We start from the raw sequence: 20218 nt of genomic DNA on the forward strand, positions 1-20218 counted from the left end.
TGCTAACTCATCGCTTCTTAATATGAATATTGTCTAAATGAGCAAAACATTATTATCTAAGGGGATATATCCGTCATGCCTCACGCGGGATGGGCGCTGGAGAAATAACGAAGAGGTTACCGCGACTAGGCATTAGTGTAGCGTGCGCGCGCTGGTAACCAGCGTTCGATGAGCGCGATAGCATGTTCGGGATAATGCTCATGAAGATGGCGCGCAACACGATGCACCTGCGGAATGACATCCCGATCGCGCAGGAGGTCAGCCACTTTGAACTCGGCATTACCGGTTTGCTTCGTGCCCAACAATTCACCCGGCCCGCGAATTTCCAGGTCGCGCTGAGCGATGACAAAACCATCGTTGCTATCGCGCAGAACCTGAAGCCGTTTTTGTGCGGTCTTGCTCATTGGCGTTTTGTAGAGCAGTACACAGTGAGAGGCCACCGCACCCCGCCCGACGCGCCCGCGCAACTGGTGTAGCTGCGCCAGACCCAGCCGCTCCGGGTTCTCAATGATCATCAAGCTGGCATTCGGTACATCCACACCGACCTCAATGACGGTGGTTGCCACCAGCAGTTGCAGTTCGCCCTGTTTGAAAGCTTGCATCACCGCCTGCTTTTCCTGCGCCTTCATGCGGCCATGAACCAATCCAACCTTGAGGTTCGGCAGGGCAGCTTTCAGCTCTTCGCGGGTGGCTTCTGCTGCCTGCGCTTCCAGAAGGTCGGATTCTTCAATGAGTGTACACACCCAATAGGCCTGTCGCCCTTCCTGTTGGCAGGCGCTATTCACGCGTTCGATGATGTCGCTACGACGCGTATCTGGGATCGCTACCGTTGTGACGGGCGTCCTACCGGGTGGCAGTTCATCAATAACGGACGTATCCAAATCGGCATAGGCCGTCATCGCCAACGTACGGGGAATCGGTGTGGCCGTCATAATCAACTGGTGGGGATGAAAGCCCTGTTCTTCGCCTTTTTCCCACAGCGCAAGGCGTTGATGGACGCCAAAACGATGTTGTTCATCAATGATGACTAATGCCAGGCCGTTGAATTTCACCTGTTGCTGAAAAATAGCGTGCGTCCCGACCACCATGGAAACCTGACCGCTGGCGATAGCCTCCTGCTGTGTCTGGCGCGCTTTGCCTTTTTGTTTGCCAGCCAGCCAGCCCACTTCAAGCCCTAGCGGCTCAAACCACTGACGGAAATTATGAGCATGTTGTTCGGCTAATAACTCTGTTGGTGCCATCAGCGCGACCTGTTTACCGTGCGCAATGGCGCGTAATGCCGCCAGCGCAGCGACCAGCGTTTTCCCTGAACCTACGTCGCCCTGCACTAAACGCATCATCGGGAAATCTTTCGCCATATCTGTTTCGATTTCCGCCACAACACGCTGTTGTGCCTGCGTGGGAGTGAACGGCAGGGCAGCGAGCAGTTTCTGTTTCAGACTGTCTTGGGGCGGTAATGGAGATGCCTTATGCCTTTGTTCACCCGCCCGTACGGCAAGCATACTGAGGTTATGCGCCAGCAGTTCTTCCATAATCAGCCGCTGTTGTGCCGGATGTTTCCCAAGCTCTAGCTCGCTGAGTTGCATATCCGGTGGGGGACGATGCAACGTGCGCAACGCATCCGGCAGGCTGATGAGGGATCGGCTCAGGGATTCAGGTAGCAATTCATCAATATGGTTGGCATCGAGCAAGGCCAGCGCCTGATCGGTGAGTTTACGCAGCGTCGCCTGACGAATACCTTCTGTAGAGGGATAAACTGGTGTGAGCGATTCCTGTAGCTCAACCAGCGTATTATCTCCCTGAACACGATATTCAGGATGAATGATCTCCGCACCGATTTTACCGCGTTTGATTTCTCCATAGGCGGTAACACGCTGGCCCGTCGCGAGACTGTTTTTCATCGCGGCGTTGAAATTGAAGAAGCGCATGGTCAGCATACCGCTGCCATCGCTGATTTGGCAGGTCAACATGCGGCGGCTGCCAAAGGTGATGTCGGTGCGTAGGATTTCACCTTCCACGGTGGCATACATGCCGGGAAGGAGGTCGCCAATGGGGTAAAGGTGCGTACGGTCTTCGTAGCGTAAAGGCAGGTGCAGCAGGAGATCCTGCACCGTTTCCAGCCCGAGTCGCGCGAGTTTTGCTGCCTGACTTGACCCCACGCCCGCGAGGGTGCTCAGCGGTTGGGTGTTCAGCAGGCGGCCTTTCATCAGCACTCCGACGATTGCATCGCGGTCCACCACAGGGTCTCCGCGACAATCTGACCCTGATGGTCGATCTGGGGGCGAGGTAGCCCTTTGCGTTTTGCGACGCGCGCCAATACGGGATAGCCTCCTTCAAACAGCAGGCGCTGCTGCTCTTCTTCATCCAGTGGGCTGTCTTGACGCTGGTACATACCGGCGATTTGGCGCTGGCGCTGCGCTTCATATAGGATTAACGCCGAGGCGACAGAGACATTCAGTGACTGCACCATGCCCGTCATCGGAATGATGATATCCCGGTCAGCCAGTTTGAGCGCTTCGGCAGTAATACCGGTTTTTTCTTGTCCGAGCAGAATACAGGTCGGGCGGGTGTAATCAATTTCCCGAAAATCAACCGCGTGTTCAGACAAATGTGTCGCCAGAACCTGCATTCCCTCCGCTTTTAGGTGATCAACTGCATCACCTATAGTGCGATGCGTTTTCACCTGTACCCAGCTATTACTGCCCGCGGCGGAGGAAACCAGCGTTTTCATTCGGCTGGTGGGCCAAATGGCATGGACCTGATGCACGCCGACGGCATCCGCCGTGCGGATAACGGCAGAAATATTATGGGGCTTATGCACCTGCTCCATGCAAATCGTCAGATCGGGCTGACGGCAGTTCAGCATCTCTTGTATACGTGCATAACGTTCAGGAGTCATGACGATTAATTTCGATTACGGTTAACTTTGATGACATCCGGCATCACGCGAATCTTACGCATAATATTGGCCAGATGAACGCGATCGAGGGTAGTGAGACGGATAAAGGCGCTGTATACGCGACCGTCCCTCTCTTCTGTGTTGATGCTCTGAATGTTGGAATTCGTGGCGTTAATCGCGGCCGTCAGGTTTGCCAGTGCGCCCTGATGGTTGAACATATCCACTTTGATCTCGGCGATGAACTCTTGTTCCGTCACCTTATCCCACTCTACCGCCATGAATTTCTCTGGTTCTTTCTGATAGCCGCGAATGTTGCGACAGGATTCATGGTGAATCACCAACCCTTTACCGGGGCTGACGTGAGCAATGATGGGATCGCCGGGAATAGGGCGGCAGCATTTGGCAAAGGAGATCATGACGCCATCCGCGCCTTTGATCGGCAGCTTGCGCAGCCCGGTGGTTCCCAGCTCAGACTGTTCGTTCAGCAAATTTTTCGCCACGACGACGCTCATGGCATTACCCATACCAATTTCCGCCATCAAGTCGTCCAGCGTCGCGAGCTTCATACGCTCAAGCTCAAGCTGAATCGACTTTTCAGGGATATCGGAGAGCTTGCGACCGTTGCCCAGCGCGTGGTTCAGTAAACGGCGACCGAGGCTCACGGAGTCATCACGCTTGAGATTTTTCAGCATCTGACGGATTTTGGAACGCGCTCGGGAGCTGACCACAAAGTTAAGCCACGCGGCGTTCGGTCTGGCACCTGGTGCGGTAATGATTTCAACGGTTTGACCGCTGGTGAGCGACTGCGATAGCGGGTAAGGCTGACGGTCAACGCGTGCACCGACGCAGGCGTGACCGATATCGGTATGCACCGCGTAGGCGAAATCGACGGGCGTCGCGCCTGCGGGGAGCTCGACAATACGTCCTTCTGGCGTAAAGACATACATCTCGTCAGGGAAAAGGTCGGACTTCACGCTTTCGATAAACTCGAATGAGCTACCGGCGCTTTGCTGGAGTTCCAGCAGGCTTTGCATCCAGCGTTGAGCACGCACCTGTGCCGTGGTGCTGCTTTCACCTTCTTTATAGGCCCAGTGCGCGGCAACACCCATTTCCGCCATTTGATCCATATCGTCGGTGCGAATCTGCACTTCAACCGGCACGCCGTGCGGGCCAATCAGAGAGGTATGCAGCGACTGGTAACCGTTGGCCTTGGGAATGGCGATGTAGTCTTTCACCCGACCAGGGCGTGGCTTGTACAGGCTATGAACCTGACCGAGCACGCGATAGCAGGTATCCAGTTCTTTCACGATCACCCGAAACGCGTAAATATCCATGATGGAGTGAAAACGCTGCTCTTTCAGGTGCATCTTACAATAAATGGAGTACAGGTGCTTTTCGCGACCGCTGACGCGGCAGGCAATGCCCGCTTCCGTCAAGCGTCCTTCGATTTCCGACAGGATTTTCTGAATCATTTCCTTGCGGTTGCCGCGTGCGGCCTTGACGACCTCTTTAATCACGCGGTAACGGTTCGGATACAGCGCCTCAAAGCCCAGCTCTTCCAGCTCGGTTTTGAGGTGATGGATACCCAGTCGGTGTGCCAGCGGGCTGTATATTTCCAGCGTTTCGCGGGCAATGCGGCGGCGTTTGTCCGGGCGTAATGAGCCAAGCGTGCGCATATTGTGGGTGCGGTCTGCGAGTTTGATCAGGACGACGCGAATATCTTGCACCATCGCCATGATCATTTTGCGGAAGTTTTCAGCCTGCGCTTCTTTCTTATCGCGGAACTTCAGTTTGTCCAGCTTGGAAACGCCTTCTACCAGTTCAGCAACGCTTTTACCGAAAAGCTGTTCCATGTCCTGATAGGTGGCGGGCGTATCCTCTATAACATCATGCAGCAGCGCTGCCATCAGCGTTTCATAATCGAGACGCATCTCCGCCAGAATACAGGCGACGGCAACGGGGTGTGTGATATAGGGTTCACCGCTGGAGCGAGTCTGCCCCTCGTGAGCATCACGTGCAACCAAATAAGCCTGCTGTAAACGTTTGATCTGATCTTCTGGCAGATAACGTTGAATCAGCAGATTAAGGCTTTCAAAAATGTACAAGGGCGACTCGTGGTGTGATTAACGGCGGCCTTCAGCAATCGCGGTGACCGCCTGAATCTCTGCGGCTTCCTGCTCTTGCTGTTCCTGACGGTCACGAACATCCAGAATCTGGTTGTTGATCAGACCTTCTTCGATTTCGCGCAGGGCGATCACGGTGTACTTATCGTTTTCTTCAGGAACCAGCGGATCTTTGCCGCCAGTCTGGATTTGACGGGCGCGACGAGCAGCGACCAACACCAGGTCAAAACGGTTACCAATTTTCTCTACAGCGTCTTGAACAGTTACGCGTGCCATAAATGTGCTACTCCACAGGAAATAAAATGACTGGGCATCATACTGAAAGAGGCGTCAGTCTGCCAATAGTTTGGTGATTAATGCATCATGCCGAACCTGTTGTCTGCTCAAACGCAGACGTTCGGCGCGAATAATGGTTTTTAGATCGAGCAGCGCCAGATCGAAATCATCATTCACAATCAGGTAATCATACTCGCCGTAATGCGTCATTTCAGCTACCGCCTGTGACATACGGCGGGCAATGACGTCATCGCTGTCTTGTCCCCGGCCACGCAGGCGGCGAGCCAATTCTTCTTTTGACGGCGGCAGAATAAAAATACTGCGCGCGAGCGGCATTTGGGCGCGAATTTGCTGGGCACCTTGCCAGTCAATATCCAGAAAAACATCAACGCCTGTCGCTAATACCTGTTCAATGGCGAGTCGGGATGTACCGTAGTAATTGCCAAAGACTTCAGCGTGTTCCAGAAACTCGTTATCCCGAATCATACGCTTAAATTCATCGACTTCGACGAAGAAATAATGTTCGCCGTGGTTCTCCCCTGGTCGTTGAGCGCGTGTGGTATGCGAAATCGATACCTGAGTGTCGTAAAGCGGCTGAGTTTTTAATAACGCCTGAATCAGGCTGGATTTCCCGGCTCCACTGGGAGCAGAAACGATATATAACGTGCCTTGAGCCATAATGAAGTTTTATTAACGGTTACGATGATGAATGTGTAGATATGCAGCAGAAAAATGCACATTTCCCCGCATTATACACGCCAATATGTCATCAGTCGCGCTGCGATAAATTCTCCGCTGACTGTTTCTTCGTTATGCCATCGGACAAACCTTTTGCCAACGTTTCTTTTTTAGCTTGCGAAGCGCGTTCCGATCTTTGTTATCTGGGCTGCAAACGATAAATCATCTTGCGGGGCGTTTGGCATTTCTCTTTTTTTCGCCTCGTATTTTACCCGCTGTTGTTATGTACTGCGGCCATTCGCTAACGGACGGCAGGAAAGAGTATGTGGCGTAGGATCGGAGCATTTTGGATCATTATCGTGGTAGCGGGCATCGGCAGTTTCCCTACGGCGGGGGCAGTGTGCCCCGATTGGGATAACACCCGCGCCAGGAAAGAGATTGATGCATTACGGCATCAGTTAGAGCAGTGGGATGATGTGTATCACATCGAAGGGAAAAGCCCGATAGAGGATGACGTTTACGATCAGCTACGGGAACAGTTGAACCAGTGGTTAGGCTGTTTTCAGCCCCAAAATGTTATCCCCATCCGTTTACCTGATAAGGGTAAGCTGCTTCATCCTGTTGCGCATACCGGGTTGAAAAAACTCTCCGATCGCGGGCAGTTGGTGCAATGGATCGCGCAGCGTGAGGATGTCTGGGTGCAGCCAAAAGTTGATGGTGTGGCTGTCACGTTGGTCTATCAGCACGGTCAACTTGTGTCTGCGGTGAGTCGGGGTAATGGTTTGCAAGGCGAGGACTGGACGGAAAAAATTCGTCTGATTCCGGGGATCCCGCATGTGTTAACTGATGCACCTTCCTCATTGGTATTACAAGGGGAGCTTTTCCTGAAGATGACCAATCATCAGCAGCGTACTCAAGGCGGTGTGAATGCACGCTCTGTGGTGGCTGGCGAAATGCGTCGTCATCAACCCTCTTCGGTGCTATCGCAGATTGGTTTGTTTGTCTGGGAATGGCCAGATGGTCCAGAGACGATGCCTGAACGTCTGGAGAAATTGACGAGAATGGGGTTTGCCATGACGGCAGATTATACCCATGCCATTGGGTCATTCGCCGATGCGGAGAAATGGCGTCATGATTGGTACTACAACCCGCTGCCCTTCGTGACGGATGGCGTGGTTATTCGCCAGACTAAAGAACCACAGGGACGCTATTGGCGCAATACATCTGCCGACTGGGCGATTGCGTGGAAATATTCGCCGGTTCATCAGGTTGCGGAAGTGACGGACGTTGCATTTTCCATCGGGCGTACGGGTAAAATCGCCGTGGTGTTAAAGCTCGACCCTCTGAAACTGGATGATAAATCGGTCAGTCGGGTGAATGTCGGCTCGTTGTCTCGCTGGAAACAATGGGATGTGTTGCCCGGCGATCGCGTGAGTATCAGTCTGGCGGGGCAGGGGATTCCCCGTCTGGATAAGGTGGTATGGCGCGGTGCGGAACGGCCTACTGTCGTATCCCCTGAAGAACATGATTTTCACGCTCTTAGCTGTTTTCGGTATAGCACGGTTTGCCAGCAACAATTTCTGGCGCGTTTAGTCTGGCTGAGTGGGGAGCAGGGTTTAAATCTGGCGGGAATGCGCGATGGGATGTGGCTGCGCTTGATGCAACATGATTTACTGGGAGATATGCTGTCGTGGTTATACCTGACCGAGGAACAGCTTAATGCCGTCGATGGGATGGGGGATAAGCGAACGCGAGATATTTATACGAGTTTGCAATCGGCACGACGTAAGCCTCTATCCCGCTGGTTGCTTGCACTCGGTATTCCTGTTCCTCGTTCGGCAATGAGCGCGTTGGATAATATGGATTGGTTGACGCTACAGCAACGGACAGCGCAACAATGGCGACAATTTTCAGGTATTGGGGAAAGGCGTGCAGAGGAGATTATGGCGTTCCTCAATCACCCCATTGTTGTGGAATTCATTGCCCGATTACATCGCGAGGCATACATAGGTAAGCCGTAGTGATTTGTCAGGCAATGTTACGATCGCGTTTTTTATTTTTTCGTGGATTCATGCACATAAAAGGACCGTTTTTTTCTGTCTCCCTTACTTAATTATAAGTAAAATTTACGATTTAAACGGTGCGAAGCCATTTGTTATTTTGCGCCATATATACCCAAGAGTCAGATTATTTCCGTTGAACTCAGGCATAGATGATGTTGTCGTATAGCTTCAGATAATAAGAAAAGTTTTGTTGGAGCACTTGTCATAATGAAGTTTGTCGCATCTTTTTCGCAACCCAAGTTATCGTTCATCCTGGCAATCTATATTGGCCTTTTCCTCAATATCTCAGTGTATTATCGCCGATTCGATTATTTTTCACTCTCCGTCGGTAGCCATATTTCAAAGCTTATTCCTGCTCTTGTTGAATTGACTGCGAGCATCTTATTCACGTTTTTCCTGATGCGAATTATTTCTCTCGGAGGACGCCGTTTCTATCGCATCATTGCTTCCTTCCTGGTGCTGATTTCCGTTGCTGCCAGCTATTACATGACGTTTTTTAATGTTGTGATTGGCTATGGCATTATTGCCGCAGTTATGACCACCGATATTGATCTTTCCAAAGAGGTTATTGGTTTCCGTTTTTTCCTGTGGATGCTGGTCGTCAGTGCGCTGCCGCTGTTTTTGATCTGGAAAAATTCTCTGCGTCATACGCTGATCGAACAGCTTAAATCGCCGGGGAAGCGTGTCATTCCTCTGCTGGTTCTGGCTGCCGTTGTCGCGTTGGTGTGGATGCCGCTTCGCTATATGGATAGCGTTCAGTCGGTGTCAGAACGCGAGTCCAATGTGGATTTGCCCAGCTATGGCGGCGTAGTGGCGCATTCATATCTGCCTTCTAACTGGTTATCTGCGTTAGGGTTATTTGCATACACCAAGTATGACGAAAGCCAGGATTCCTCCAATCTTTTCGATCCGGCTCAGCATTTTACCTATGTCCCCCCGAAAGGGATTGATGATACCTACATGGTTTTCATTATTGGTGAAACGACCCGTTGGGACCACATGGGGCTGTTAGGTTACGAGCGAGATACGACGCCGAAGCTATCAAAAGAAAAAAATCTGGTCGCCTTCCGTGGTCAATCCTGTGATACCTCAACCAAGCTTTCCATGCGCTGTATGTTTGTACGAGAGGGCGGTACGGAAGACAACCCGCAGCGAACCCTGAAAGAGCAGAATGTTTTTGCCGTACTGAAAGAACTGGGCTTTACCTCCGAGCTGTTTGCTATGCAAAGCGAGGTCTGGTTTTACAATAGTATTGAGGCGAACAACTATTCTTTCCGTGAAATGATTGCGTCAGAGAAACACAATGACGGTAAATCGGTGCAGGATATGTTGTTAGTCGATGAGGTCAAGGAATCGCTGGCGCGCTACCCTAAAGGTAAGCACCTGATTGTGTTGCATACCAAAGGTTCTCACTATCTGTATTCGATGCGATATCCCCGTAGCTATGCGCGCTACCAACCCGAATGTATGGGCGTTGATGCCTCCTGTTCGCGTGAGCAGTTGATTAATGCTTTCGATAATAGCGTGCTCTATACCGATAGCTTTATCGATAGCGTGATTGATCAGGTGCGGGATAAGAAAGCGATTGTTTTTTATGCTTCCGACCACGGCGAATCCATTGATGATAACTACCATCTGCACGGTACGCCGCGTCAGATGGCACCGCCCGAGCAGTTCCGGTCACCAATGATGGTATGGACATCGGATAAATTTCTGGCCGATAAAGATAATTTACATGCGTTTGAGCAGTTGAAAGCGCAACAGCGCGTTGGCAAAACACATCGCCATGAAGAACTGTTTGACACCATTCTTGGTTGTCTGGGATACACATCGCCTGACGGTGGTATTAACCCCAAAAATAACTGGTGTCAGCGACCGGCTAATTGATATGAACCACGGACAAGGACGTCGGTTTCAGACTGTAAATACAAAGGAGTGAACACTTTATCGGCAGCCAAAGCCCTTTTGCTAAAAAGGGATTGACGCTTTAATTAGGTAGCAGTACTATGCGCCCGCATTCGGCGAGTAGCGCAGCTTGGTAGCGCAACTGGTTTGGGACCAGTGGGTCGGAGGTTCGAATCCTCTCTCGCCGACCATTTTCTTCCTCAGTAAGTCATCATCTCTTTTCCCTGATTCAATATCGTTAATTTTTATTATTACTTTTTGAACTTAGGAATTTTCTCGGTATTTCCCTACGTCCTTCGTTATCATCCTTTCTTTGAGCCTGATTCTGGATCTTCCCGAAAAATGAGTGAAAAGATGTGTATTGATTAACCTGAAAAATATTTATTTTTCTGTTTTTTAATAATTAGAATAAAAACGCCTCCTGCATTATTTCTTTTCCCCCATTTCAGGTTTAATTATAAATTTCTCAATCGGTTTACTGCTATTGTAGTGAAGCCAGATCAGCAATGATTCATTGTCCATCGGCTTGGCATAAAGAAATCCCTGTATGTATTTGACGCCGTGCCGTTGTAAATAGATGAGCTGTTGTTCGGTTTCAACGCCTTCTGCTATGGATTGAAGTTTGATGCGATGGCTCAAATTAATAATGGCATCAAGAATCGGGGCTTCTTCATTCGGTGATGAAATTGCACTAACGAATCCCTGATCTATTTTCAGGCAATCCAGCGGAAAATTTTGCAGGTATGAGAGAGAACAGTACCCGGTGCCGAAATCATCAATGGCTATCATAAAGCCATCGTCACGTAACTGATGCAGGCGCTGTATGATTTCAGGACCATTGTTAATGAGGCTACGTTCTGTCAGTTCCAGCGTAATGTTTAATGAATGAGAGGCGATTTTCTCTGCGAAGCGGTATACGTCTGAAACAAAGTCTGGATGGTGCAAATGCTCGGCGGCAACGTTAAGCCCCAGATGAAACCCAGGTTTTACCTGCCAACTGGCGATATCCGACGCCACCAGATCAAATAAATGCTGGGTGATGGGAATAATCATACTTTCTGCTTCGGCGGCAGAGATAAATATATCGGGTCTAATCCACAGTCCATTACTGCGCCGCCAGCGCAATAACGTCTCTACTCCGGTGCAAGATCGTGATTCTGTATCATAGATGGGCTGGTAATAGACGGAGAATTCGCCGTTAGCGATGCCTTTACGGATTTCGTCACGAAGCAATAATTTACGTTTTTGCCAGAACCATATCGCCGTAGTGAAAAGCAGAGAGAAAATAATTGCCAGCGGCAGAAACGTCACAAATGCCTGCTTCCAGTTTGTGATTTCTTGGGCGGTGGGGGCGGTCACATAGAGGGTAATCGGGAAGCGATTTGACGTGATTGTAATTGCAGAGGGTGAAAATAGACCCGTGTGAGGGGCTATCGTCGGGCCAGTTTGAATCAGGTAACCGTTATCCATTTGCAAGATGAGTTGGTAGCCGCGAATTTTGCTAATCGCAACCATAATATCAATCAGATATTGCGCATCGACTATGGCGTAAGCGCCATAACCGACAAGAGGCATCTGGACGAAGATCAGTGCAGGGCGATCTCTCACGTTGTTGGAGCCTGCAATCGACAAGCTCCAGCGCTCCGAATAAGGCTCCGGTAGCGGCTGTTGAATGATTCGACCCATTGGCGTCAGCGTGTTACCGAACGTTGAAGCGCAATAGACATTGGTATTATGGATAACACCAATATCGCGAAAGTAAGAAAAGACCGAACCCAGACGTTGCAGTTGATCGCCGATGGCGTTGCAGGGTTGTCCGTGAAATTGCTGGAGGCGATCTACCATCGTCCATGCCTGCGCTGAAATATTCTCGGCATGGTCGAGCGTGATGTGTGCGGTGGACTCCAAATCACGCTTTACCATCAATCTGGACTCAACAAAAGTGAACAATAACCCGAGTAGAAGCGGCAATATACCCGCAACCAGTAACTGCAATAGGTTGATGTTACGTTCACTACGTTTGGTGCGCATCCACATCTCCTTTTTGGCAGCAGAAGCCAGTGTAGGAGACATCCCTTTCTCCGTGAATGAAAGGAGAACGCTGAATAGAGGTTAGTATAGTGCCTATTTGCAGAAAGGTAGCGCTTGCGCGCACGCCCATGCAGAACTCCATGCCCATTGGAAGTTATAACCACCAAGCCAGCCGGTCACATCGACCACTTCACCAATGAAATACAGCCCTGGCACCGAATTGGCTTCCATGGTTTTGGAGGACAACGTGCGGGTATCAACGCCGCCGATGGTTACCTCGGCCGTACGGTAGCCTTCTGTACCATTTGGCTGCACGCGCCATTGTTGCAGGCTCTGTTCAATCTGCGTTTGTTGTGTGCTGTTGAGCTGCTTCAACGTGACATCCGGCAGTTGCCCCAACGCTTGCAGGCATTCGACCAGTCGTTTAGGCAACCACTGTGCCAGCGTGTTTTTCAGGCTCTGGTTCGGATGGGCTGTACGCTCGTCATTGATGAGATGGGTGAGATCGCGATCGGGCAGCAGATTGATGGTGACGAATTCACCGGCTTGCCAGTAGCTGGAAATCTGCAAAATAGCAGGGCCAGATAGTCCACGGTGCGTGAACAGGATGTTTTCACGGAACGTCACGCCGTTTTCTGCGGTAACGACGGTAGGCACGGAAACGCCGGAGAGTGTTTGCAACTGTTCGAGCAGCGGTTTGTGCAGCGTAAAAGGCACTAGCGCGGCACGGGTCGGGAGCACGCTGATGCCGAACTGCTCGGCGAGCTGATAACCGAACGGCGTTGCGCCCAGACCGGGCATCGACAGGCCGCCGCAGGCAACCACCAGCGAGGTACTGTGGAATGATGTGCCGTTATTTAGCTGAATGGTAAATTTATCGCCTGATTTCTCTACCGACGTGACTTCACTACGCAGGCGGAGGGTAACGTTAGCCCGTTCGCACTCCGTGACCAGCATGTCCACGATTTGCTGTGCGGAATCATCGCAGAACAACTGCCCGAGTGTTTTTTCGTGGTAAGCGATGCGATGGCTGTTGACCAGGCTAATGAAATCCCACTGGGTATAACGCGCCAGCGCCGATTTACAAAAGTGAGGATTGTGGGACAGATACGCCGCTGGCTCTGCATACATATTGGTAAAGTTGCAGCGACCACCGCCGGACATCAATATTTTCCGGCCAGCCTTCTTGCCGTTATCAAGTAGGAGAACACGCAGCCCGCGTTGTCCTGCCTGTGCCGCACAAAACATACCTGCTGCACCAGCACCGATGATGACAGCGTCAAACTGTTCCACAATGCATTTCTCCGATGAGTGATATTATCTTCTGGGATAGCTACGAGCCGATAAAGTCGTAGGGCGGCAAATTGTAGTGTTGGTTTTTATTCGATACCAGCGTAACAATTTGCGTATTTTAGTAAAAATATATAATTATTTGATTTTTATTGATTAAGTGATTTTTATACCTCCCGCCATTACAGATTAAGTCAAAAAAAATCATATTTTGCTTTTCCCGACCCCTGCTTGTCGCCGATAATGCGCCGCGTTCATGACCACTAAATGGCCTAACGTTTATGCTACATTTATTTGCCGGACTGGATTACTACACCGGCCTGATGTTGATACTGGCTTTGTTATTTGTACTGATGTACGAAGCCATTAACGGTTTTCACGATACCGCGAATGCCGTTGCCACTGTTATCTATACCCGAGCCATGCGCGCAGAGTTTGCTGTTGTTATGGCGGGTATCTTTAATTTCTTTGGTGTCCTGCTGGGTGGCTTGAGCGTTGCCTATGCAATTGTTCACCTTCTCCCCACGGATTTATTGCTGAACGTGAGTTCGGCGCATGGTCTGGCGATGGTGTTTTCTATGCTGCTGGCCGCCATTATCTGGAACCTGGGTACTTGGTATTTCGGTATTCCTGCCTCCAGCTCCCACACGCTGATCGGTTCCATTATCGGTATTGGTTTGACCAACGCGTTGCTGACGAATACTTCCGTCGTGGATGCGTTGAACGTACCGAAAATGATCAGTATTTTCCTGTCGCTGTTGCTGTCACCGATTGTGGGGATGGTGGTGGCGGGTCTGATGCTGCTGCTGCTGCGTCGGTTCTGGAATAACAGTAAGAAACGTAAACGTGTGCATCTGACGCCTGTCGATCGCGAAAAGCAGGACGGCAAACGTAAGCCGCCGTTTTGGACGCGTACCGCGCTGATTTTATCGGCGATTGGTGTGAGCTTCTCTCACGGGGCAAACGACGGTCAGAAGGGCATCGGCCTGATTATGCTGGTACTGATTGGCGTCGCGCCAGCCGGGTTTATTGTCAACATGAACGCGTCTGGCTATGACATCAGCCGTACTCGTGATGCCGTTGTTAATTTGCAGGAATACTACAAGCAGCACGGCGATGCATTGGCACACGTTATCGACCTGTCTCCGCCAGTGATCCCTGCGTCGGAAAGCACGATCCCTGGCAATGGGCAGAAAGAGTTTCACTGTGACAGTTCGCGCGTGATGATTGCGATTGAGCGTACACAGGGTCTGCTGAATAACCTGAAAAGTTACGACCAGTTGAACCCTGATGACCGTAGCCGTGTGCGCCGTCTGTTGATGTGTATTTCAGACACGATGGATCGGATAATCAAGCTGCCAGAAACGTCGGGTGAAGATAAACGCTACCTGAGCAACCTGCGTAAAGATATGCTTCAGACGATTGAGTATGCGCCTCTCTGGATTATCGTGGCTGTTGCGCTGGCGCTGTCTCTGGGCACCATGGTGGGCTGGAAACGCGTAGCGGTGACTATCGGTGAGAAGATTGGTAAGAAGGGCATGACCTACGCACAGGGCGTTTCGGCGCAGGTGACGGCGGCGTTGTCGATTGGCGTTGCCAGCTACACCGGTATGCCGGTTTCCACCACGCACGTATTGTCCTCGGCAGTTGCCGGGACGATGATTGCGGATGGCGGTGGCGTACAGGGCAAGACGATCAGAAGTATTCTGCTCGCCTGGGTATTGACGTTGCCTATCTCAATGCTGATGTCTGGTTTGCTGTACTGGTTGGCATTGAAGCTGATTTAATCTCAGCCGCGCATCGCGCAGAAAAAACGTAGGAAATGTTTTCAACGTCGCTTGCGACGACCCGAAGGGTAATGGACAAGGATGTTCTTCATAAAAAAGGCGATTCTGTGGGGAATCGCCTTTTTACGTTTTATCGACATTCATGGTGTTAGACCACTAGCTATATTAATACTCGTGATTGTGTCAGTACCAACGTTTTAATACCACAGCATCATGGCAATCAGGCTGGTAACGATAAGGCCGCACAGGGCGGTAGTGAGCAGAAACTGTCCCCTAACCCGCTCGCAGCGGCGAATGAATTCAGGGTCGTGGTGATCAAGATAGCGTTGCGCATAGATGTAGCCTACCAGCCGGATTTGTTTACTTGGCTGACCGTGCGATGTAAAGAATCCCCCTCCGTCAACGTATTGGTAAAGCAGCGGGTCACAGTCGCGCAAAACCAGCAGTAATACGCGCAGTGAAGAGTAGTACCTCGCCATATTGATGATACAGACGATACATAAAGCCCAGAAAAGCGCAAATGTACTAATCATGCTTCCCTCCGGTCGTTCTATTCGTCAGATTGGGTGGACCTGTATTTCCGTTGCCCACCAGCCACCGATGACAAGCGCTACTCTTATCCGCGACGCGTATCGACGACGTTTTTCTGCGATGTTTTTCTACGAACGAATAGTTATCCCATGCGCTTGCGCACGATTTTATTGTCATTTTGGCTAACCAACCGCATCACGGTTAGCCCCACTCTCGTTTTCCATCCCAAGGCGCAGTGGACAGGCTCACCGCCCCTTATTTGTAGTGTAGAAGAAGAATGTTCGTTTGTGCCAGAGGGGAGCGGGCGCAATCGGCGTGAAGGACGATTTTCGGCGAGGCAATGCCCTTTTCGAAAGGAGAAGCTGCGTGATTGGGCTGTGAAAAGGAGCGGTTTCTACTACACTTATCAATAGAATTAACAGGTTTAAAAACGGGTTGTGATCGACTGAACAGTCCGATAGCGTGGACGAGTGCTATCCTATAATCCGCTATTAAGTATCAGATTGGCAGAAGAAATAGCTGCTAACCCTTAATTAGTCTTTACGGAAGGAGTCTTATTATGGCTTACAAACACATCCTCATTGCTGTTGACCTTTCTCCAGAAAGCAAAGTGTTAGTGGAAAAAGCCGTGTCAATGGCAAGACCGTACAACGCGAAAGTCTCGTTAATCCACGTTGATGTGAACTACTCCGATCTCTACACGGGGCTGATTGATGTCAATCTGGGTGACATGCAACAGCGTATCTCAGAAGAAACCCAGAATGCGTTGACTAAGCTGTCCCAGAATGCGGGCTACCCTATCAGCGAAACGCTGAGCGGCAGCGGCGATTTAGGGCAAGTGCTGGTTGATGCGATCAAGAAATACGGCGTCGACCTCGTGCTGTGCGGTCACCATCAGGACTTCTGGAGCAAGTTGATGTCTTCGGCGCGTCAACTGATTAATACCGTGCATGTTGATATGCTCATCGTGCCGCTGCGTGAAGATGAAGACGAATAAAAATTAGCTTTTTTTGCATTTTTTTTCAGCGGTAAAAGGCACGGCTTTGAGCTGTGCCTTTTGTTATATAACAAAAACTTATGGCACATGCCCCCTTCTGGATTGCCGAAAAACCCTTTATATATCATTGGATTATAACGTTTATCTGCAAAGAAAATGCTTGCTTAAATATCCATCGCCAGTGTTATAGTCCAGAGGACACAACATCATTTTCACCGATCCCACAAGCTTCTGCGTGTCTAAAAATTAAAGAAGCAGAAGGGAACTTATTCGTTCAATCAGGAGCTGTTCATGGCACACATCGTATCTCTGGCGAATTTTCTTGATTCTGTTCAACAACGCGATCCGCATCAGCCTGAATTTCTACAGGCTGTTAATGAAGTGCTTTCCACTCTATGGCCTTTTCTGGAGCAGAACCCTCACTATGCGGATTACAGCCTGCTGGAACGATTGGTAGAACCGGAACGTGTGATTCAGTTTCGCGTGGCGTGGACGGACGATAAAGGTCAGGTGCAGGTGAACCGCGCCTGGCGTGTTCAGTTCAGCTCCGCCATCGGGCCGTATAAAGGCGGCATGCGTTTCCACCCGTCCGTTAATCTGTCGATTTTGAAATTCCTTGGATTCGAACAAACGTTTAAAAATGCGCTGACGACGCTGCCAATGGGCGGCGGCAAAGGCGGCTCGGACTTTAACCCGAAAGGGAAAAGTCAGGGTGAGATCATGCGTTTCTGTCAGGCACTGATGACGGAACTGTATCGTCATCTGGGGGCGGATACGGACGTCCCGGCGGGCGATATCGGTGTGGGTGGCCGCGAAGTCGGTTTCATGACCGGCATGATGAAGAAACTGACCAACAACACGGCGTGCGTCTTCACGGGGAAAGGGCTGTCGTTCGGCGGCAGTCTGATTCGTCCTGAAGCAACGGGCTATGGTTTGGTGTACTTCACCGAAGCGATGTTGAAACGCCACGGCCTGGGCTTTGAAGGCATGCGGGTTGCGGTGTCTGGCTCTGGCAATGTGGCGCAGTACGCGATTGAAAAGGCGATGGCGCTGGGCGCGCGCGTCGTCACCGCATCGGATTCCAACGGCACGGTGGTGGATGAAAACGGGTTTACCCCAGAGAAACTGGCGCTGCTGGAAGAGATCAAGAACAAACGCTATGGCCGCGTGGAAGATTACGCGCGTGAGGCGAAGCTGACCTACCTTGCAGGCAAAACGCCGTGGGACGTGCCGGTAGATATCGCGCTGCCGTGTGCGACGCAGAATGAGCTGGATCTGCCAGCGGCGCAGCGGCTTATTGCTAACGGTGTGAAAGCCGTGGCGGAAGGGGCTAACATGCCGACGACGATCCCGGCGACCGACGCATTCCTGGATGCTGGCGTACTGTTTGCGCCGGGCAAGGCGGCTAACGCTGGCGGCGTGGCAACATCCGGTCTGGAAATGGCACAGAACGCGGCACGTTTGGGCTGGAAAGCCGAGAAAGTGGATGCGCGTCTGCATCACATCATGCTGGATATTCACAATGCCTGTGTGCAGTACGGCGGCGAAGGTAGCCAGACTCACTACGTGCGCGGTGCTAACGTGGCAGGGTTTGTCAAAGTCGCCGACGCGATGCTGGCGCAGGGCGTGGTGTAATCGGTCATCGAGGACTTACCCTTGCCGCACGGTAAAGCGAGCGGCAAGGGTGTCAGTTAATTAATCGCTGCGATAATCGTCAGTTGATCGTTCAGCCGCTGTTTAGTCAACGCATTGGTGGCGCTGTCGCGCTGTTGCGTCAGTTCCGCCAAGCGTTTCTCCCGCAGTGCGGCATCCGGTAGCAGCAATGACTTCACGTTGATGGACTGCACGTTGCTGTAGCGACCATCGTCTGAGGTTGGCACGCTGATTTTTCCGCTATTAAGCAACGATTCGACAATACCGCGCTCGCGCTCGTAGCCCTGCAATCCCGCCAGCTTCCAGCGCTGCGGCACCGTACCTTCATATTGGCCTTTTTTCACCTCAGTCAGATAACGGATGGTCAGGTTACGAATCGTACCCGCCTCTTCACCATATTCCGCTTTGGTATCGGACAGCACCGGGAACTGCATGCCTTCCAACGCGCCGCCTTTCTGCGTCAGATGACCCATACGGTAGCTGTTCATGCCCAGACGAATCGGCATATCGTCAGTAACGGGTGTGCCGTTATTCATTTTGAGATCGGTAATACGTTGTCCGGCGGGTTTCGTCAGGTCGATGGTGTAGGTCACGCCGTCGAAGAAATCATTGGTGGAATATTTAGAGGCGCGGCGCTGTGGATTGAAGCTGTACGTCACATCGCCGTCCTGTAGCTGATTGAAGTAACCCGCTGACCATTCCATGTATTTCTTCAGTTCTTTTCCGGTGAGTTGGTAAACCGTGATCTCACCGCCAGCATATTGATAGTTAAAAGCGATGTCCTTCGCGGCGATGGTGCCGACGTTCAGCTTGGGTCGATCGTTATCAATTTGCAGCGCGATAACCTGCGCTTTTGGCGCGTAATGACGGCTGGCTTCCTGAAACAGTGCGCTGATACCGGTGTCCTGTACGTGTACCTGAGGAATGCCTTTCACGGCATCTTGCGGCACCAGATTGTGCCCGAGGAGTTGTGCAATCGGACGGTTAGCGTTGGCGCGCAGGGTATTGTGATAAGGCTCGTAGATGTCTTCCATTTTGCGGTCAGAATCCACATCCTTAATCGAATAGGTATAGCTGTCTTTGTTGATCAGTACGTATTTACCGTTCTGCTGTTCAAACTGCAAATCAATGCGCGATAGCGCGCGGCCATATTTGTCCGGTTCGGTGACAATCACGCCATTTATCACCTCTTTGTCCACTTTTACGTGCATATGACCTGCAACGATGGCGGCTAATTCAGGGTTCGCGCGGGCAATGTCGCCTACGCCGGTGCCAGGCCGCTGGTTCTCGTTATCGATGCCCATATGGGCGACCAACACGATGGCGTCAACCTTATCGTGGATTTGCTGGATAACGGTTTTTACCGCCCCGACGGGATCGGTAAAGTTCAGCCCTTTCACGCGGTCAGTGCCTTTGGCAAATTCGGCGGTCATCGGCGTATCCATGCCGATGATGCCAATCTTCACGCCCTGCCGTTCGACGATTTTATAGGCAGGCAAGTACGGTTTACCGCTCTCCCAAAAAATGTTGCCCGCCAGCGCGGTGCCTTTGAACTGATCAAGCGAGGTGGATAGCACGTTCAGGCCGAAATCGAACTCGTGGTTGCCCAGAACCCATACGTCATAATTCAGGGCGTTAAAACCGAGGATCATCGGGCTGGTTTTGTCATTTTTGAAGGTTTCGACAAAGTTACCCTGAATGGTGTCGCCCGCATCAACCAAAATCACATTAGGCTGCTGCGCACGCACCTTATGTACCTGTGTCGCGATCTGGCTCAGGCTGCCCGCCATGTTGGCGGTATCGGTGGCGTAATCCCAGGGAACGAACGTGCCGTGAAGGTCTGACGTCCCCAGAATCGTAATGTTGACAGGTTCCTGAACGGCCATCGCAGAGGTACTCAAACAAAGCAGAAGTGACAATAGCGTCTTTTTCATTATGTGATCTTAGTGTAATGAGGAGTGATAGCGTGAAATTATGCGATTTGC

At 51.2% G+C, this 20218-nt stretch carries 14 protein-coding genes and 1 tRNA gene; 6 read left to right on the top strand and 9 right to left on the bottom strand.

Annotation, left to right across the window (positions count from 1 at the left end):
* Positions 1–125: 125 nt before the first annotated feature.
* From recG to gmk, 5 genes are read right to left on the bottom strand one after another with little or no spacing between them, the layout of a single operon-like run.
* Positions 126–2207 carry an ATP-dependent DNA helicase RecG gene (gene recG / locus OI69_RS10435; protein ID WP_039350170.1) on the bottom strand — a complete coding sequence of 694 codons (2082 nt, stop codon included), beginning with the start codon at positions 2205–2207 and terminating at the stop codon, positions 126–128.
* Complete coding sequence (gene trmH / locus OI69_RS10440) at positions 2207–2899, bottom strand: tRNA (guanosine(18)-2'-O)-methyltransferase TrmH (protein ID WP_039349784.1); 693 nt, start codon at positions 2897–2899, stop codon at positions 2207–2209. Before trmH ends, recG begins: the two co-directional genes overlap by 1 nt.
* Before the next feature lie 5 nt (positions 2900–2904).
* Complete coding sequence (gene spoT / locus OI69_RS10445; RefSeq protein WP_039349786.1) at positions 2905–5004, bottom strand: bifunctional GTP diphosphokinase/guanosine-3',5'-bis pyrophosphate 3'-pyrophosphohydrolase; 2100 nt, start codon at positions 5002–5004, stop codon at positions 2905–2907.
* Positions 5005–5022: 18 nt separating this feature from the next.
* A complete protein-coding gene (gene rpoZ / locus OI69_RS10450; protein WP_005968230.1) occupies positions 5023–5298 on the bottom strand; it encodes a DNA-directed RNA polymerase subunit omega in 276 nt (91 codons plus the stop codon).
* 54 nt (positions 5299–5352) lie between these two features.
* Positions 5353–5976, bottom strand: a complete 624-nt coding sequence (gmk, locus tag OI69_RS10455; protein WP_039349788.1) for a guanylate kinase — start codon at positions 5974–5976, stop codon at positions 5353–5355.
* A gap of 323 nt (positions 5977–6299) precedes the next feature.
* Here gmk and ligB point away from each other — a divergent pair, with 323 nt between their 5' ends.
* The 3 genes from ligB to OI69_RS10470 all read left to right on the top strand — a co-directional run bounded on the left by ligB (position 6300) and on the right by OI69_RS10470 (position 10135).
* Positions 6300–7997: an NAD-dependent DNA ligase LigB gene (ligB, locus tag OI69_RS10460; RefSeq protein ID WP_039349790.1), complete on the top strand. Its 1698-nt coding sequence runs from the start codon at positions 6300–6302 to the stop codon at positions 7995–7997.
* A 249-nt stretch (positions 7998–8246) separates the two neighbouring features.
* The gene (gene eptB / locus OI69_RS10465; protein ID WP_039349794.1) at positions 8247–9926 is read left to right on the top strand and encodes a kdo(2)-lipid A phosphoethanolamine 7''-transferase; all 1680 of its coding nucleotides are present in this window, start codon (positions 8247–8249) and stop codon (positions 9924–9926) included.
* 132 nt (positions 9927–10058) lie between these two features.
* Positions 10059–10135 (top strand) — tRNA-Pro (locus OI69_RS10470).
* Positions 10136–10370: 235 nt separating this feature from the next.
* On the opposite strand, the gene OI69_RS10475 is transcribed toward OI69_RS10470, so the two are convergent.
* Positions 10371–11975, bottom strand: a complete 1605-nt coding sequence (locus OI69_RS10475; RefSeq protein WP_039349796.1) for an EAL domain-containing protein — start codon at positions 11973–11975, stop codon at positions 10371–10373.
* Positions 11976–12068: 93 nt separating this feature from the next.
* Positions 12069–13268: a BaiN/RdsA family NAD(P)/FAD-dependent oxidoreductase gene (locus OI69_RS10480; RefSeq protein WP_039349800.1), complete on the bottom strand. Its 1200-nt coding sequence runs from the start codon at positions 13266–13268 to the stop codon at positions 12069–12071.
* A gap of 278 nt (positions 13269–13546) precedes the next feature.
* On the opposite strand from OI69_RS10480, the gene pitA reads away from it, so the two are divergent.
* The gene (pitA, locus tag OI69_RS10485; RefSeq protein WP_039349803.1) at positions 13547–15052 is read left to right on the top strand and encodes an inorganic phosphate transporter PitA; all 1506 of its coding nucleotides are present in this window, start codon (positions 13547–13549) and stop codon (positions 15050–15052) included.
* Between the two features lie 197 nt (positions 15053–15249).
* Here the strand turns inward: pitA and uspB are convergent, their stop codons facing one another.
* Positions 15250–15585, bottom strand: coding sequence for a universal stress protein UspB (uspB, locus tag OI69_RS10490; protein WP_039349805.1), 336 nt, complete (start codon positions 15583–15585; stop codon positions 15250–15252).
* A gap of 557 nt (positions 15586–16142) precedes the next feature.
* On the opposite strand from uspB, the gene uspA reads away from it, so the two are divergent.
* Positions 16143–16580 (top strand): universal stress protein UspA, encoded by a 438-nt coding sequence (gene uspA, locus OI69_RS10495; protein ID WP_039349807.1) that lies wholly within the window; start codon positions 16143–16145, stop codon positions 16578–16580.
* A 291-nt stretch (positions 16581–16871) separates the two neighbouring features.
* On the top strand, positions 16872–18215 hold the full coding sequence (gene gdhA, locus OI69_RS10500) for an NADP-specific glutamate dehydrogenase (RefSeq protein ID WP_039349809.1): 1344 nt from the start codon (positions 16872–16874) through the stop codon (positions 18213–18215).
* A 56-nt stretch (positions 18216–18271) separates the two neighbouring features.
* Here the strand turns inward: gdhA and OI69_RS10505 are convergent, their stop codons facing one another.
* A complete protein-coding gene (locus tag OI69_RS10505; protein ID WP_039349811.1) occupies positions 18272–20167 on the bottom strand; it encodes a bifunctional metallophosphatase/5'-nucleotidase in 1896 nt (631 codons plus the stop codon).
* Positions 20168–20218: the final 51 nt, after the last annotated feature.

It is taken from the genome of Pectobacterium fontis (assembly GCF_000803215.1).
GTDB lineage: Bacteria > Pseudomonadota > Gammaproteobacteria > Enterobacterales > Enterobacteriaceae > Pectobacterium > Pectobacterium fontis.

Bases quoted from the DNA above. Each gene is read 5' to 3' on its own strand.
- recG (WP_039350170.1), bottom strand. From the start codon at position 2,207: ATGAAAGGCCGCCTGCTGAACACCCAACCGCTGAGCACCCTCGCGGGC.
- trmH (WP_039349784.1), bottom strand. From the start codon at position 2,899: ATGACTCCTGAACGTTATGCACGTATACAAGAGATGCTGAACTGCCGT.
- rpoZ (WP_005968230.1), bottom strand. From the start codon at position 5,298: ATGGCACGCGTAACTGTTCAAGACGCTGTAGAGAAAATTGGTAACCGT.
- gmk (WP_039349788.1), bottom strand. From the start codon at position 5,976: ATGGCTCAAGGCACGTTATATATCGTTTCTGCTCCCAGTGGAGCCGGG.
- ligB (WP_039349790.1), top strand. From the start codon at position 6,300: ATGTGGCGTAGGATCGGAGCATTTTGGATCATTATCGTGGTAGCGGGC.
- eptB (WP_039349794.1), top strand. From the start codon at position 8,247: ATGAAGTTTGTCGCATCTTTTTCGCAACCCAAGTTATCGTTCATCCTG.
- OI69_RS10475 (WP_039349796.1), bottom strand. From the start codon at position 11,975: ATGCGCACCAAACGTAGTGAACGTAACATCAACCTATTGCAGTTACTG.
- pitA (WP_039349803.1), top strand. From the start codon at position 13,547: ATGCTACATTTATTTGCCGGACTGGATTACTACACCGGCCTGATGTTG.
- uspB (WP_039349805.1), bottom strand. From the start codon at position 15,585: ATGATTAGTACATTTGCGCTTTTCTGGGCTTTATGTATCGTCTGTATC.
- uspA (WP_039349807.1), top strand. From the start codon at position 16,143: ATGGCTTACAAACACATCCTCATTGCTGTTGACCTTTCTCCAGAAAGC.
- gdhA (WP_039349809.1), top strand. From the start codon at position 16,872: ATGGCACACATCGTATCTCTGGCGAATTTTCTTGATTCTGTTCAACAA.
- OI69_RS10505 (WP_039349811.1), bottom strand. From the start codon at position 20,167: ATGAAAAAGACGCTATTGTCACTTCTGCTTTGTTTGAGTACCTCTGCG.